The organism is Bacillus sp. TCT6, assembly GCF_056033845.1.
On the sequence record NZ_JBVYHX010000001.1, the window covers coordinates 3,871,538 to 3,885,269 of the forward strand.

The window sequence follows — 13,732 nt, forward strand, 5'->3', positions numbered from 1 at the left end:
TCCTCCCTATCAATTTTTCGGTGAAACTGAAACGCGATGGGCTGGTACATCTAGCAGCCTTATCACAGCTTCTTTTACCATTGCTTTAACTTGTATATTATCCACTCCCTTTGCTACGACAAGAACACCACGTACTTTCGGCTTCTCTGTTCGTAAAACAACAGGAGTTTCTTTATCCCCTTCACGTATAATGACAGTCTTTTCATCAAGAGACTCGTCCTCTACTTCTCTCTTACCGCCTGTTTTATCTGTTTCACCTGTTGTTTGTGAGCGTTTCACTGTATTTTTTTCTAAAATTTTTTCTTCAGATGAATCTAAATTCACTTTAATCGTTACGTCTTTTACTCCTGCTATTTCTTCTAAAGCAGCTTTTAATTCTTGTTCATACGCTTTTTCATATTTTTCTACATTTGACATACTATCATTATTTTTTTGTCCGAAAGTTGGTACGTCTTTTTCTTGGTTTTGAGTTTTTTGTTCTTTAAATACAGGTACTTCTTCTTTTTCACTTGAAAATAGACTACTAGAAAACATAAGCAAAATTCCAAGTATGAGTAGGACAAGTAAAAACTTAGGTGTTACCTTTTTACCCTTCTCGTTGCTTTCTTTTTGATCCCCATTCAATAAGTTTCGAAAAAATGAGAACTTCGAATTTTTATCTTTATTGTCCATTTACTCTACCTGTCCTCCCTTCCATTTGAACTTGGATTTGTTTACCCTCTAGTTGCCACCTGCTTGAAAAGAAATCTTTCATTTCCACATTCGTTTCTTCCACTTTTTTTGGAGGCTCTTTCGTATTAATTTCAATTGGCTTTACTGTTTCGATTGCATCATTTTTACTGCGTTCTTTTTCTTTCAACGTCACAACAACAGATTGAATATCTTTCGCCGACTTTACTTCTTCTGTATTTTCTGCTGCGACTATTTGTATTTCAGAGACAGTCATACCATACTTTTTCTCAAACTCTTTTCCTACTTCTTTTTTCATTTTGGTAGCCATCTCTTCTAAACTATATGCACGTGTTAGAGCTTGTATTTCTTTTTTCTTCGAATCTATTGAATTTTTTACAGATCCTTCTGCTACGTACTTTTCTTCATTAAAATTTGCAATTACTTCATTTACATCTGTCTGCAATAATTTAAAAAGAGGCGTTAAAATTAATACAACTAACAAAAGACTTACAACAAATTTAACGTATTTTTGCAAATTCGAATTTGGAAGAATAAGATGAAGCATTGTCGCTAAGAGCAAAAAAACGATAATATTTCTAATCCACTCTGTAACAAATTGCATACTCTTCACCTCCTACCGCATCATAAGTGTAATATTCCCCGCAGCAATAATAATTGTAATACTTAAAAAGAACATAAATGATACGATAGCTAAGCAAGCAAATACGTAAATGATGCTTCGTCCAATAATGTCTAAGCATTGAATAATTGCTCCGCTGCCAACCGGTTGCAATACTGCTGCTGCGAATTTATAAATAAATGCGATACAGAAAATTTGAATCGCTGGAAAGGCAACAATTAAGCATAAAATGACGAGCCCAATAATTCCGACTGTGTTTTTCAATAATCCTGATGCGCTAATAACAGTATCTGCCGCTTCTGTAAACATCCTTCCAACTACTGGAATGAAGTTTCCTGTTACAAATTTAGCAGTTTTCACAGCTATTCCATCAGCAACAGCTGTTGCTGTTCCTTGTACAGATAATACTCCTAAAAAAATCGTTAAAAAAATACCGATAATCCCAACGCTAACATTTTGCAGAAGCTTGGACAATTTCGTCACTTTATATTGATCACTCATTGTACTTACAATACTTAATATCGTTGCCAGTAATAAAAGTGGTAGAACGATATAATTCATAAGAAGCCCACTCGTATTCATTAAGAAAATGATAACCGGATGAAAAAACGATACAGATACAACCCCCCCGCCAGTTGCTATAAGCGCCAGCAAAATTGGCAATAATGCTAATATAAAATCTATCATTGTTTGTATCGTTTCTCTTGCATATGTCATAACGACATAAAAACTATTTAAAGCAAAAATAATAAGTACCATATATACAACAGCATCAGCAATTTTACTTACGCTACTTTTTGAAAAAGCGGATTGCAGTGATTGCAACAATGCACTAAAGATTGTGAGCATAATAAGTGTGCCAAGCAGTTTTCCATTAGCTGCAAGCTCATGAAATAAATATTTTAATAACCCTATCATCCACTCTTTTAGAGAGAATTCTTTTTCTCCCTTTACAAACTCCATAAAACTCCCTTTTTGACTCTCTGGCAAATAGCCTCCATATTTTATAACAAGCCCGTCCCAAAATTGCTTCACATCTTCAATTCCGAGCTTATCCAATTGTTGATCAACGACGTTTGTTTCTACAGGAGAAGCTTGTACAACAACCGGTAAAGAAAAGAAAAGGAAGCAAGCAAATAGCAGCTTAGCTCCAAACCTCCTCAACATTCACTCCCCCTTATCCCGTCGGTAAAAATCCGAGAATAGTTTCAATTACAACCGTCAAAATAGGAATTGCCATAACGAGAATGAGGATTTTCCCAGCAAGTTCAATTTTCGAAGCGATGGCACCTTGACCAGCATCTTTTGTAATTTGGGCTCCAAACTCAGCAATATAAGCAATTCCAATAATCTTTAGTAACGTTTCCACATAGACGTTACTAACTTTCGCTTCACTCGCTACTCTCTCAATCATTTGTAAAATAGCATGAATTTGATCAATTAAAATAAGAAACATCACGCTACCTACGAACACAATAAATAAAGATGTAATGCTAGATTTATGCTGGTTCAAAACAGCAGCTAAAAACGTAGCAACGAGGCCTAATCCGACAATTTGTATAATTTCGATTCGAACCGCCTCCTTTACTGGAAGAGAAAGACACTTTTAATCTTGTCGAATAGCGTATTAATTAAAAATGCGACATGAAATAAAATGACGACAAAACCGACAAGGATAACCCAATTTGCAATATCCTCACGCTTCAATTCTTTTAGTACAGTATGAATGAAAGCTAAAACAATGCCGATTCCGGCGATTTGAAATATTAATCCAACATCAATGGACATCGCCTTTCTCCCCCCTATAGCAGTAAAATTACAATAAGTAGCCCTGCTAGTACCCCTAAGCTCTTGATCATTTTCTCGTATTGCAGTTGTAAAGCTTTTGCTTCCTCTTCTTCTCTCTCCAAATGTGTAATACATAAGCGAATATGTTTTTGTTGTGATTCACGATCATGTTGCCCGAGCGTTTCACCAAATTGCTGCAGTATTTCAAACTCGGTTTGTTGAAACGCCGTCAACTTCCAATTCTCTTTCAAACTATCTATCCAAGCTTCCCTTACTGTTTGTTCTCCACTTTCTAGTTTTTTAGCGAAACTTTGAAATATCCAATTTAATGGCTTCGGCATTTGTTTAACTAATCGCTCGGCAGCCTCTGATAAAGGTGTGTGTCCATACATAATTTCTGCCTCTAATGATTGAAGTGCTGATTTTAATAATCTAAGTTGCCTCGGCCTTTCACTGTATCTTTTAGCGTATGAAAACCCGAAAAAGGTGCTGACCGCAACGATTAACACTGCACCAAATATTTTCACCATACGCCCTCAGCCTTTCTATTTGATAACACTGGTTTTCCATATTTATCTTTCACCTGCATAACCGTTCCTGGACCCCTCGCTTTTGACAACTCCACAAACCTATCAAATATACGAAGCTCTAGCACTGCCTTGAGCGATGGACGTCTCACAACATCCTCATAGGAAAATCCGTGTGCGCTTATAAAAAGCTGAACACCTGCATGCACTGCCTCCATAATTGCTTCACTATCTTCTTTACGACCAATTTCATCTACGATCAAAATATCAGGACTCATAGAACGAATCAACATCATCATTCCTTCTGCCTTTGGACATGCGTCTAACACATCGACTCGGGTACCAAAATCATATTGCGGGATCCCTTTCACACAGCCGGCAATTTCTGACCGTTCATCAACGATCCCCACTTTACAGGAAGGAATTTCCGAAGCACTTACCCCTTGACTCATGCAACGTGCTACATCTCTTAAAAGCGTCGTTTTTCCCGTTTGCGGAGGGCCAATTACCATCGTGTTTAACCATCTTTTTTCATACAAATATGGCAAAAGCGGTTCAGCAATCCCTATTTTTTGACGAGCAATACGAATATTAAAGGAAGAGACATCACGAATCATTTTCACTGCGCTTTTTTCTGTAATGACTTTTCCCGCTAACCCGATTCTATGCCCCCCGCGAAGCGTCACATACCCACGTTTTAATTCCTCTTCCATCGTATAAATTGAGAATTGACTTAACTTATTCAATAAGTAAATAGCATCCTCTGCAGTAGTGATATAGTCATAAAAAAACACCTTTCCGTGTGCAATACACTCTAGCGGTCTTCCAATTCGAACACGAATTTCCTCTAAAGCATCGTATTGCTCACATTCTTCAATTAAGTACTTCATCGTTTTTGGTAAAACTTCTAATACCTCTTTCATCGGCTTCTCCCCACTATACTCGACTTACTATTTCAGTAATGCGATAAAAATACAGCAAATTCCAAGCGCTAGAAAAAAGAGCTTCAAGAAAGAAATTTCACTTGCTACACTCGCTATCCCAATTGTCATTGTTAAAATTAATACGGTAGGTCCAACAAACGCCAACATACCATTTATAAACAACGCTTTCTTCGCATCATTCACATAAAGCATAAGCAAAGCAGCAAATATCTCCGCACTACCTGAAAATAATCGAAGTGCCCCCATAACAAGCACGGATGTTTCCATTGCCGCTAGCCACTGTTTCATTCTTCCACCTTCTCCCGTAACAGTTACTAACTTCGTATTCTAAAAAAGAATATATTTGTACAACCATATGCAGAGGTTGTCTATTTCAGAAGTAAAAACATAATTTTTCTCTAAAGTCTGAATTACAATCTGAATATTCATATTATTTCATGGTATATTATGGTATATTTAGTTTAAAAGGGGGTTAAACCATGCAGCACGTCACTTTATTACCACTAGATTTATGCTATACAAATGTGATTTTCGAGCTATCAAGTGATCCACATATAAAAAATGCATTGGGGATAACGGTAGAAAACATCGAAGACACGAAAACATTTCTTCTTTTCGCAATAGAAGAAGAGCGTCAAAAGAAATCCTTATCGAGAATGATTGTGAATGAATAAAATGAAATAATTGGCCTCACCACACTTAAACATATTAATAATGAGAAAAAGCAATCTCACATTGGTAGTTGGCTCGGCTATCCGTACTGGAGAAAAGGCTATAACGAGGCTGCTAAAAAAGAAATCTTTAAAATCGCCTTTTTAGACTTACAACTTTCCTACGTATTTGCTGGTGCTAAAACGAATAATATCCGCTCTTTAAAAGCACAAGAAAAACTACCTTATATTTCATTGCATGTGGAAAACAAGTTTCCAGACGAACACGCTGCACTAGAGAAAGAAGTAAAGTCACCTTGCTCTCTGCATGTCGTGTCACGTGAAAATTTTTTAAATTGGTTGAAATTACAGAATGAGGTGGCAAAATATGAAGGTATTGAAAGTTAGTTTAACCGTTGTAGTAGAATTAGCTCTTATTTATCTTTTTTCATTATTGGTCGGTTGGTCATTTATAGAGACCTTTTTCCTTGGTAGTTTAGCAATATTTGCAATTATGTGGTTAATTATTATGAGTAACCATAGAAATAACATTACAGATCACGCAATAAGTAAAACATTAACTGGCGTTGAGACTGGCGAAATAAAACCATTTCAAATTGTTTTGACTCCATCTATTATGGGTACTCTTTCACTTGTTTTAGTCAGTTTTATAATAACAGTTATTTACTATCTACCCTATTTCCTATAAAAAAAGCACTCGTGAATTATCACGAGTGCTTTTTTACTATGCACGAGAAACGTATTTACCTTCACCAGTGTTGATGATAAGCATTTCGCCTTCGTTAATGAAGATTGGTACTTGTACAACAAGACCAGTTTCTAATGTAGCTGGTTTTGTTACGTTAGAAGCAGTATCACCTTTAATACCAGGCTCTGTTTCTGTAACTTGTAATTCAACTGTGTTTGGAAGTTCAACACCAAGTACTTCGCCTTGGTAAGTCATAATTGCTACTTCCATGTTTTCTTTTAGGAATTTAAGCTCGCGCTCGATTTGTTTTTCACCAAGTTCGATTTGCTCATAAGTTCCGTTATCCATAAATACGTGAGCCTCACCGCTTGCGTATAAGTATTGCATACGACGGTTTTCGATGTGTGCTTTTTCTACTTTCTCACCTGCACGGAATGTTTTCTCTTGAACAGAACCTGTGCGAATGTTACGTAGTTTAGAACGAACGAATGCAGCACCTTTACCTGGCTTTACGTGTTGGAAATCAAGTACTTGCCAAAGGGCATTGTCCACTGAAATTGTTAAACCTGTACGAAAATCGTTTACTGAAATCATGTAAAAAAATCCTCCTGTGTATTACAAAATAATAAGTTCTTTTGGTGATTTCGTAATTACTTCATTACCTTCACTTGTCACAATGATATCATCTTCAATACGTACGCCGCCAATACCTGGAATATAAATACCTGGCTCTACTGTTACAGCCATACCTGGTTCAAGTACTGTATCAGAACGGAACGCTAAACCTGGTGCTTCATGGAGTTCAAGACCTATTCCATGACCAGTAGTGTGTCCAAAGTATTCACCATATCCTTTTTCCGTTATGTAGTCACGCGTTAGCGCATCAGCCTCGCGACCTGTTAAACCAGCTTTAATACCGTTCACACCACGTAGTTGTGCTTCTAAAACGATATTATAAATTTCTTTTAATTTATCAGATGGTTCACCGACTGCAATCGTACGAGTAATATCAGAGCAATATCCTTTGTAATAAGCGCCGAAGTCTAATGTAACGAAATCTCCTGTTTCTATCACTTTTTCAGATGCCACGCCGTGCGGTAATGCCGAACGAAGACCTGAAGCAACGATAATATCAAACGAAGAAGATGTTGCTCCTTGTTTTCTCATGAAAAATTCAAGTTCATTTGACACTTCAATTTCAGATACTCCCGGGCGAATGAATGATAGAATATGCTCAAAGGCAGCATCTGCAATCTGTGCAGCTTCCTTTAATATCTTAATCTCTGAATCAGTCTTTATCAAGCGTAACTTTTCTACAAGTCCAGAAGTCGGGATAAATTCAGCATCAATCGCTTCCTTATGCACTGAATAAGAACTATATGTAAGAGTATCTTGCTCAAAACCAAGTTTTTGAATTCCAAGCTCTTTCACTTGCTTTGCCACTTCATCAATGATCAATCCTGCGTGCTGTACAACCTCATATCCAACCGCTTGTTTACTTGCCTGCTCGACGTAACGGAAATCTGTAATAAATTGAGCACGATCTTTTGAAATAAGAACAACGCCTGCTGTTCCTGTGAAGTTAGCCATATATCTACGACTATGTTCATTTGTTAACAAAATACCGTCAATGCCAGCCTCATCAAATGCACTTCGTAATCCTTCAATTTTCTCCATTACTCTATGCCCCCCTCAATTTCTCCATTAATGCAAATAACGCTAACTTATAGCCATAAAAACCAAATCCTACAATTTGACCTGCACAAACAGCTGCCGTCACAGATTCATGACGGAATGATTCACGCTGATGAATGTTAGAAATATGTACTTCAATAACAGGAATCGAAATGCTCGCAATGGCATCACGAATCGCATAGCTATAATGCGTAAATGCTCCCGGATTTAAAATGATCCCTTCATATATATCTTCCGCTTCATGAATAATGTCGATAATGGCACCTTCATGATTCGATTGGAAACATTCTAACTCCACTCCCATTGTTTCTGCTTCTTGCTTCATATCTGCTTCAAGTGTCGCTAGCGTGCCCTTTCCATATACATTTACCTCACGAACACCGAGGCGATTTAGGTTAGGACCGTTTACGAGGAGTAACTTTTTCATATTCTTAAAACTCCTTAATATTAATATCTATACAATATTTTAACATAGGAGTTACTTATTTGAATAGTTCGTCTTCTCTTGCCCTTCTTGTTCTACTTTATTGCTATTTACTGCATAAGAAACAGAATATGCTATAAACACACCATATAATATAAAAATACATATTGTCGTTACAATTGTCTCTTTTGGCAAATGGAGCGCACTTTTAATAACAGGAGCCATTAAACCCATCCCCAAAAACAGTAATGCCCACCAAAATAGCCCATAAATAATTCCCGCAATAATCCCTTCAAACTTTGCAAAAAATGCTTTATATAAAAAGGCAATCAAAATTGAAAGAAGTCCCATACACACTATTCCGGACACATTGCCCCATACCCCCTCTTTCCAACTTCCAAACGCAAATGGTAAAAGGAAATAATTCGGTCCCGCCTCCGTGAATGAAAATATATGAAGGAAATACCATATCCCGCCCCAAAAGATTCCACCAAACAAACCGATCTGCACAAAATTCCTTGTTCCTAATTGTTCTTGACTCACATCGACACCTCCGCTCAATAGTATGCCCGAAACTATTTTGAAGCATGTTTAAATCCTGCGAAATTTGTCTATAAAAAGAATAAGAAATGTCCGACTCTCATAATATTTTCCCTTGTCATCTACTTGTATTTGCCGATAAAATAAAGGAAACTCGGTGATTGTCTTATTTCAAAACGACAGAACCCAGTATGACAATTGCCTCTTTTTCTACATAAGAGAGAAACAAATACAGGTTGGTGTTAACATGGCAGAAGAGTCAAAACAAATATATGGCGGGCAAGCGGTCATAGAAGGAGTTATGTTTGGCGGTAGAGAATATACTGTTACAGCGGTTCGTCGTAAAGATAAATCGATTGAATTTTATCGATTACCACGCGTTCGTAATAAAGTATTATCTATCCTAAAAAAAATTCCATTTTTACGAGGGATTGCCGCTATTGTGGATGCAAGTGCGAATGGAGCAAAGCATTTAAACTTCGCTTCTGAACGATTTGACGTCCACCCAGAAGATGATGAACAAATTGCTAATAAAAAAGAAGAACAATCAAAATTAACGATGGTATTAGGAGTTGCAGCTGTTGGCGTTTTATCTTTCATATTCGGTAAAGTCATTTTCACAGCAGTTCCTGCACTATTAGCTGAATTAACAAGACCGATTTTCCCATCTCATACTGGGCAAATCATTGTCGAAAGTGTCATTAAGCTCATGCTATTATTGAGCTATATATACTTTATTTCTTTAACCCCACTTATTAAGCGGGTATTTCAGTATCACGGTGCAGAGCATAAGGTAATCAATGCTTATGAGAATGACCTTCCTCTGACTGTAGAAAACGTTCAAAAGCAAACTCGTCTCCATTATAGATGCGGCAGTAGCTTTATTATATTTACAGTCATTATTGGAATGTTCGTTTATTTCCTAGTCCCTACAGATCCTCTTTGGGCACGAGTTATAAACAGAATTTTATTAATTCCAGTTGTACTTGGTATTTCTTTTGAAGTATTGCAATTTACAAATCGATTACGAGATATTCCCGTATTACGCGTACTTGGATATCCTGGATTATGGCTACAACTATTAACAACGAAAGAACCAACAGATGATCAAGTGGAAGTAGCAATTGCATCGTTTGAAGAATTATTACGTTTAGAGAACAAACAATAATTATTTAAAAATGGTGTTCAACTCCTTTCCTCATCGTTAATATACTAATTTTAATATACGTTTTTAGGAGGTGTCCCTTATGAACGGTCGTTCGTTTACTTTCGCTATATTTGTGCTTATTATCGGATTGGCAATATTCGGCCTTGTTTCATCTGTTATTACAAATCCCATGGGTGTATTAAGAAATATCGGGTACATGTTACTTGTTGTCGGTATCTTTTACTTGCTATACAAGATGTTTACAAATTCCAGTGGTTCTGCAAATTCGCAAAGCTCATATAAGCGTGCGGCAAAACAATCGAACCGCAAACATGGGAAACAAAATGTAGCACCCCTAGGCAATTCTTTCTTTAAGTCAAATACTTCTAATGACAAAAGTAAAAAAGGGAATTCTTCCACTTTGAAACGAAAAAGAAAACAGTCTCATTTAACTGTCATTGAAGGCAAAAAAAGCAAAAAGAAAGACCGTGCTTCCTTTTAGGAAATACGGTCTTTTTTTATACTTTGAAGCACTTCTTTTAAACTTTTCTCTCTCATACTTTCAATTCGAAGATGATGATTTTCAAATGGTAAATTCCGTGTCACATCATTAGGTACCACAACGCACGTTAATCCCGCTGCAATTGCTGCTCTCAATCCATTTAATGAATCTTCAAACACAACAGCTTCAGACGGCTTAATTCCTAATTCTTCTATTGCAATTCGATAAAGAGCTGGATCTGGTTTTACCTTCTCAACATCTTCTCTCGTTTTAATAACTTCAAAATAATCTCGAATCTGTAGCTCTTCTAAAAAATGAATAACCCATTCTCTAGACGAACTAGAAGCTAGTGCGATTTTTAATCCCATTTCTTTCGCTTCTTCTAAATATTCTTTTACCCCGTCACGAGCTTTTGGTATTTTCATTTTCTCTTTATGTAAAGTTGCCACTTTTTCTTTTAATGCACTTTTGTTAAACTTCTCTTTTAATTGATCATTTAAATATGCATAAAGTACCTCATCTGTTGTTCCAATGCATTTCGCAAATTCCTCTAAAGGTAGTTCTTCGCCGTATTCACGAACAGCATCTCTGAAAGAGTGAAACCATATCGTTTCTGTGTCCACAATTAATCCATCAAAATCAAAAATAATTGCTTTCATAATTCTCCCATCCTTTTCGAATTGAAATAAAAAAGGAAACGCCATACGTTCCCCTTAATTACTTTTCTCTTCATTTGCTCTTTGAACACCGCGAAGTGTTTCCACTCGGACTGCATCTTGTTCAAAGTATTCCACTAAATCACCAATGCGATCAATCGCTTCCCAACTTAAATGATGCTCAATTCCTTCTACATCATTGTAAATTTTACCTTCATCCACACCGATAATACGCATAAATTGCTCTAGCAAGTCATGACGATATACGAGACGTTCTCCGATTTTTTTACCTTTTGTTGTTAATACAAGCCCTCTATATTTTTCATAAATTAGATATTCATCTTTGTCTAATTTTTGCACCATTTTTGTTACAGAGGATGGATGTACACTAAGCGCTTCAGCAATATCAGATACGCGGGCATAACCCTTTTCATCAATCAACAAATAAATTTGTTCAATATAATCTTCCATACTAGGGGTAGGCATCGGTTTCCTCCATCCAAGTTCATTTTGCTTATTCCGTACGAAGCAATCAATAAAATGATACACCAGAAAGAATAACGTGACAAGGTGGAAACGAGCCTAAATATATAAAACAAAAAAGAATCTGTATTTGCATACAGACTCCCCTTAAGTAAAGTATTGTATTTCTGCATTAGGAAAAAACTCATTTATATAACCTCTTATCGTTTCTTCCAATACTGCTGCTTCATCTTTTTTATATACGTATTTTCCGATGCCGTATCGTCCCCATTTATATTTACGCTTCTCTTCATCCATTTCAAGTTTCGTCTTCGGATAACGCTCTTGAATGACCTTTTTTGCCGGTTTTGTAAAGCGATGTTGAATTAATTCAAATGTTAAATTTGGTATCGATAAATCTTTTAGTGCATTGTACAGTCGCTCAAATAGTTCACGGTATCCTTCTTCCCACCCTTCATGCATATAAAGCGGCGCAACTATAAATCCAAGTGGATAACCCGCACCTGCTACTTTACGTGCAGCCTCTATTCGCTCCTCAAACGGCGATGTCCCTGGTTCAAAATTTTTAATTACATATCGTGAATTTATACTAAATCGAAAACGAGTTTTCCCATTATGCTTTGCATCTAATAAATGATCAACGTGCGAATATTTCGTGACGAAACGTAAGCGCCCATATTCACTTTCTCCAATGAATTCAATCGCCCGCTTTAATGCATGTGTTAAATGATCAATTCCAACAATGTCTGATGTACACGCTGCTTCAAATCTTGTTATTTCAGGTGCCCTTTCATCCATATATTGCTTTGCCTTCTCAAATATTTCATCAAGATTGACATACACACGAACGTAAGGCTTACTCCCAAGTGTCGTTTGCAAATAGCAATAATGACAATGTCCCATACACCCTGTTGCGAGCGGAATTGCATATTCAGCTGACGGTTTTGACGTATCAAACTTTAGCGTCTTCCTCACTCCAACGACAAGTGTAGCCTTTGCATTACGATACTTTTGCAAATCATTTTCTCCTGGCAAATTTCTAATTTGATTATGTGATGTCGTTTCACGAATTTCTAATCCCATCTTCGTAAACTTCTCATAAAGCTCTTTTCCAAGTGGATATTCAAGTGCCTTTGGTTCAAAGTAAACGAGTTTTGGCATAAATGGTTTCATATGCTTCCCTCCTCTCGTTAGTATGGGAAGCATTGAAAAATTAACACGCATTAAAGTTTTCCACTTCAGTAACTTGCTTTGCAAGTTACTGAATGTTATAATTTGGATAACAGCTACCTTGCAACGCAAGTTACCTAAATAAAAGGTGGTGAAATCATGCACAGCCAAATGTTAAAAGGTGTGCTCGAAGGTTGCATCCTATACATTATTTCACAAGAAGAAGTGTACGGATATGAACTGAGTACAAAATTAAATAAGCACGGCTTTACATTCGTAAGCGAAGGAAGCATATATCCGTTATTGTTACGTATGCAAAAAGAAAAATTGATTGAAGGAACATTAAAAGCTTCCTCACTCGGTCCAAAGCGAAAATATTATCACGTAACCGATAAAGGGTTAGAACAACTTGAAGAATTTAAACAAAGCTGGGGAATGGTTTCTACTACGGTAAATAACTTATTACAGGGGGAGTGATAGGGATGAATGCACAAGACATGATTGAATTGAATAATAAAAAACGTGAGCTTCTAACTTCCGAAAACGAGGCTGCTTATGGTGATATGTTAGTATATCTTCGAATATCAAACGTACCCGAGCAACAAATGGAGGAACTGTTACTAGAAATATTAGATCACCTCATCGAAGCACAAGCAGAAAATAAAAACGCTTATGACATCTTTGGAGATAATTTACAATCTTATTGCGATGAACTTATATCAGCTTTACCAACTCAAACAAAGTTAGAAAAAACTTCTTTAATTGGATTTTCTATTAGCTTACTTCTTGCTATACAGTTTGGCATAAATGCAATTATTTCATTTTTTATGTTTCTCTTTGAAAAAAACAATACATTATCAAGTCCGCCTTTTAGCATCCTTGGAACTACTTTGTCTGTTTCAATAATTATACTAGGTATACTATTTATTTTATATTTATTAAAGCGTTACTCCTTTGATCAGAAAATGAATTGGAAAAGAAGAATTCTATTTGGATTCGCATTTGCTACTCCATTTTGTTCCGCTGTATTCTTAAATATTTATTTCCAAAAGCAACCTTATCTCATTTACCATCTAAACTTTTGGCAAAGTGCCTTAATTGCTATCTTATTTTTTATTTTATATAAATTACTATACAAAAAATCAAATTTTTAACAGCCCTTCAAAAGGCTGTTTTTCTTCTGTC

General features: G+C 36.3%; 20 protein-coding genes and 1 pseudogene. 6 read left to right on the forward strand and 15 right to left on the reverse strand.

The window, feature by feature from the left end; all coding sequences use genetic code 11:
• Window positions 1–9 precede the first annotated feature (9 nt).
• Genes spoIIIAG through AC0ONG_RS19695 form a run of 8 tightly spaced genes read right to left on the reverse strand, consistent with a single transcriptional unit; the run spans window position 10 to window position 4,859 of the window.
• Window positions 10–672 carry a stage III sporulation protein AG gene (gene spoIIIAG, locus AC0ONG_RS19660; RefSeq protein WP_000368884.1) on the reverse strand — a complete coding sequence of 221 codons (663 nt, stop codon included), beginning with the start codon at window positions 670–672 and terminating at the stop codon, window positions 10–12.
• Window positions 662–1,294, reverse strand: a complete 633-nt coding sequence (spoIIIAF, locus tag AC0ONG_RS19665; RefSeq protein ID WP_001161037.1) for a stage III sporulation protein AF — start codon at window positions 1,292–1,294, stop codon at window positions 662–664. The genes spoIIIAG and spoIIIAF overlap by 11 nt, the downstream gene beginning before the upstream one ends.
• Before the next feature lie 12 nt (window positions 1,295–1,306).
• Window positions 1,307–2,479 (reverse strand): stage III sporulation protein AE, encoded by a 1,173-nt coding sequence (gene spoIIIAE / locus AC0ONG_RS19670; RefSeq protein ID WP_000946107.1) that lies wholly within the window; start codon window positions 2,477–2,479, stop codon window positions 1,307–1,309.
• A gap of 10 nt (window positions 2,480–2,489) precedes the next feature.
• Complete coding sequence (spoIIIAD, locus tag AC0ONG_RS19675) at window positions 2,490–2,873, reverse strand: stage III sporulation protein AD (RefSeq protein ID WP_079245909.1); 384 nt, start codon at window positions 2,871–2,873, stop codon at window positions 2,490–2,492.
• 23 nt (window positions 2,874–2,896) lie between these two features.
• Window positions 2,897–3,100, reverse strand: a complete 204-nt coding sequence (spoIIIAC, locus tag AC0ONG_RS19680) for a stage III sporulation protein AC (RefSeq protein WP_000020914.1) — start codon at window positions 3,098–3,100, stop codon at window positions 2,897–2,899.
• Window positions 3,101–3,114: 14 nt separating this feature from the next.
• Window positions 3,115–3,630 carry a stage III sporulation protein SpoIIIAB gene (spoIIIAB, locus tag AC0ONG_RS19685; RefSeq protein ID WP_000238701.1) on the reverse strand — a complete coding sequence of 172 codons (516 nt, stop codon included), beginning with the start codon at window positions 3,628–3,630 and terminating at the stop codon, window positions 3,115–3,117.
• On the reverse strand, window positions 3,624–4,550 hold the full coding sequence (spoIIIAA, locus tag AC0ONG_RS19690; protein WP_474203757.1) for a stage III sporulation protein AA: 927 nt from the start codon (window positions 4,548–4,550) through the stop codon (window positions 3,624–3,626). The genes spoIIIAB and spoIIIAA overlap by 7 nt, the downstream gene beginning before the upstream one ends.
• Before the next feature lie 27 nt (window positions 4,551–4,577).
• Window positions 4,578–4,859 carry a YqhV family protein gene (locus AC0ONG_RS19695; protein ID WP_000816050.1) on the reverse strand — a complete coding sequence of 94 codons (282 nt, stop codon included), beginning with the start codon at window positions 4,857–4,859 and terminating at the stop codon, window positions 4,578–4,580.
• A 191-nt stretch (window positions 4,860–5,050) separates the two neighbouring features.
• Here AC0ONG_RS19695 and AC0ONG_RS19700 point away from each other — a divergent pair.
• Window positions 5,051–5,629, forward strand: a pseudogene (locus AC0ONG_RS19700) (GNAT family N-acetyltransferase).
• Window positions 5,610–5,930 carry a hypothetical protein gene (locus AC0ONG_RS19705; protein ID WP_000866225.1) on the forward strand — a complete coding sequence of 107 codons (321 nt, stop codon included), beginning with the start codon at window positions 5,610–5,612 and terminating at the stop codon, window positions 5,928–5,930. The pseudogene AC0ONG_RS19700 and the gene AC0ONG_RS19705 overlap by 20 nt, the downstream one beginning before the upstream one ends.
• A gap of 36 nt (window positions 5,931–5,966) precedes the next feature.
• On the opposite strand, the gene efp is transcribed toward AC0ONG_RS19705, so the two are convergent.
• The 4 genes from efp to AC0ONG_RS19725 are packed head-to-tail and all read right to left on the reverse strand — an operon-like array spanning window position 5,967 to window position 8,592.
• Window positions 5,967–6,524: an elongation factor P gene (efp, locus tag AC0ONG_RS19710; RefSeq protein ID WP_000626513.1), complete on the reverse strand. Its 558-nt coding sequence runs from the start codon at window positions 6,522–6,524 to the stop codon at window positions 5,967–5,969.
• Window positions 6,525–6,545: 21 nt separating this feature from the next.
• Window positions 6,546–7,607 carry a Xaa-Pro dipeptidase gene (pepQ, locus tag AC0ONG_RS19715; RefSeq protein WP_000411021.1) on the reverse strand — a complete coding sequence of 354 codons (1,062 nt, stop codon included), beginning with the start codon at window positions 7,605–7,607 and terminating at the stop codon, window positions 6,546–6,548.
• A gap of 4 nt (window positions 7,608–7,611) precedes the next feature.
• Complete coding sequence (gene aroQ, locus AC0ONG_RS19720) at window positions 7,612–8,052, reverse strand: type II 3-dehydroquinate dehydratase (RefSeq protein ID WP_000735141.1); 441 nt, start codon at window positions 8,050–8,052, stop codon at window positions 7,612–7,614.
• A gap of 51 nt (window positions 8,053–8,103) precedes the next feature.
• Entirely contained in the window at window positions 8,104–8,592 is a 489-nt protein-coding gene (locus AC0ONG_RS19725) for a YqhR family membrane protein (RefSeq protein ID WP_000076885.1), read from the reverse strand.
• Window positions 8,593–8,836: 244 nt separating this feature from the next.
• Between AC0ONG_RS19725 and AC0ONG_RS19730 the strand changes: the two genes are divergently transcribed.
• Together AC0ONG_RS19730 and AC0ONG_RS19735 are read left to right on the forward strand one after the other, a co-directional pair.
• Window positions 8,837–9,757 (forward strand): DUF1385 domain-containing protein, encoded by a 921-nt coding sequence (locus AC0ONG_RS19730; protein ID WP_000807119.1) that lies wholly within the window; start codon window positions 8,837–8,839, stop codon window positions 9,755–9,757.
• A 79-nt stretch (window positions 9,758–9,836) separates the two neighbouring features.
• Window positions 9,837–10,238, forward strand: coding sequence for an SA1362 family protein (locus AC0ONG_RS19735; protein WP_001014463.1), 402 nt, complete (start codon window positions 9,837–9,839; stop codon window positions 10,236–10,238).
• Here AC0ONG_RS19735 and AC0ONG_RS19740 read toward each other — a convergent pair.
• From AC0ONG_RS19740 to splB, 3 genes are all read right to left on the reverse strand, one after another.
• Complete coding sequence (locus AC0ONG_RS19740) at window positions 10,235–10,897, reverse strand: HAD family hydrolase (RefSeq protein WP_014894887.1); 663 nt, start codon at window positions 10,895–10,897, stop codon at window positions 10,235–10,237. The genes AC0ONG_RS19735 and AC0ONG_RS19740 overlap by 4 nt on opposite strands.
• A 54-nt stretch (window positions 10,898–10,951) precedes the next feature.
• Window positions 10,952–11,380 (reverse strand): transcriptional regulator MntR, encoded by a 429-nt coding sequence (gene mntR / locus AC0ONG_RS19745; RefSeq protein ID WP_001143081.1) that lies wholly within the window; start codon window positions 11,378–11,380, stop codon window positions 10,952–10,954.
• 144 nt (window positions 11,381–11,524) lie between these two features.
• Window positions 11,525–12,550 carry a spore photoproduct lyase gene (gene splB, locus AC0ONG_RS19750; protein ID WP_000802106.1) on the reverse strand — a complete coding sequence of 342 codons (1,026 nt, stop codon included), beginning with the start codon at window positions 12,548–12,550 and terminating at the stop codon, window positions 11,525–11,527.
• A gap of 156 nt (window positions 12,551–12,706) precedes the next feature.
• Here splB and AC0ONG_RS19755 point away from each other — a divergent pair, with 156 nt between their 5' ends.
• Entirely contained in the window at window positions 12,707–13,024 is a 318-nt protein-coding gene (locus tag AC0ONG_RS19755; RefSeq protein WP_000556083.1) for a PadR family transcriptional regulator, read from the forward strand.
• Window positions 13,025–13,029: 5 nt separating this feature from the next.
• On the forward strand, window positions 13,030–13,701 hold the full coding sequence (locus tag AC0ONG_RS19760; protein WP_000993585.1) for a DUF1129 family protein: 672 nt from the start codon (window positions 13,030–13,032) through the stop codon (window positions 13,699–13,701).
• Window positions 13,702–13,732 lie beyond the last annotated feature (31 nt).

Bases quoted from the DNA above. Each gene is read 5' to 3' on its own strand.
- AC0ONG_RS19735 (WP_001014463.1), top strand. From the start codon at position 9,837: ATGAACGGTCGTTCGTTTACTTTCGCTATATTTGTGCTTATTATCGGA.
- AC0ONG_RS19755 (WP_000556083.1), top strand. From the start codon at position 12,707: ATGCACAGCCAAATGTTAAAAGGTGTGCTCGAAGGTTGCATCCTATAC.
- AC0ONG_RS19740 (WP_014894887.1), bottom strand. From the start codon at position 10,897: ATGAAAGCAATTATTTTTGATTTTGATGGATTAATTGTGGACACAGAA.
- spoIIIAA (WP_474203757.1), bottom strand. From the start codon at position 4,550: ATGAAAGAGGTATTAGAAGTTTTACCAAAAACGATGAAGTACTTAATT.
- aroQ (WP_000735141.1), bottom strand. From the start codon at position 8,052: ATGAAAAAGTTACTCCTCGTAAACGGTCCTAACCTAAATCGCCTCGGT.
- efp (WP_000626513.1), bottom strand. From the start codon at position 6,524: ATGATTTCAGTAAACGATTTTCGTACAGGTTTAACAATTTCAGTGGAC.
- AC0ONG_RS19705 (WP_000866225.1), top strand. From the start codon at position 5,610: ATGAAGGTATTGAAAGTTAGTTTAACCGTTGTAGTAGAATTAGCTCTT.
- splB (WP_000802106.1), bottom strand. From the start codon at position 12,550: ATGAAACCATTTATGCCAAAACTCGTTTACTTTGAACCAAAGGCACTT.
- spoIIIAG (WP_000368884.1), bottom strand. From the start codon at position 672: ATGGACAATAAAGATAAAAATTCGAAGTTCTCATTTTTTCGAAACTTA.
- spoIIIAB (WP_000238701.1), bottom strand. From the start codon at position 3,630: ATGGTGAAAATATTTGGTGCAGTGTTAATCGTTGCGGTCAGCACCTTT.
- spoIIIAC (WP_000020914.1), bottom strand. From the start codon at position 3,100: ATGTCCATTGATGTTGGATTAATATTTCAAATCGCCGGAATCGGCATT.
- mntR (WP_001143081.1), bottom strand. From the start codon at position 11,380: ATGCCTACCCCTAGTATGGAAGATTATATTGAACAAATTTATTTGTTG.
- spoIIIAF (WP_001161037.1), bottom strand. From the start codon at position 1,294: ATGCAATTTGTTACAGAGTGGATTAGAAATATTATCGTTTTTTTGCTC.
- pepQ (WP_000411021.1), bottom strand. From the start codon at position 7,607: ATGGAGAAAATTGAAGGATTACGAAGTGCATTTGATGAGGCTGGCATT.
- AC0ONG_RS19730 (WP_000807119.1), top strand. From the start codon at position 8,837: ATGGCAGAAGAGTCAAAACAAATATATGGCGGGCAAGCGGTCATAGAA.
- AC0ONG_RS19695 (WP_000816050.1), bottom strand. From the start codon at position 4,859: ATGAAACAGTGGCTAGCGGCAATGGAAACATCCGTGCTTGTTATGGGG.
- spoIIIAE (WP_000946107.1), bottom strand. From the start codon at position 2,479: ATGTTGAGGAGGTTTGGAGCTAAGCTGCTATTTGCTTGCTTCCTTTTC.
- AC0ONG_RS19760 (WP_000993585.1), top strand. From the start codon at position 13,030: ATGAATGCACAAGACATGATTGAATTGAATAATAAAAAACGTGAGCTT.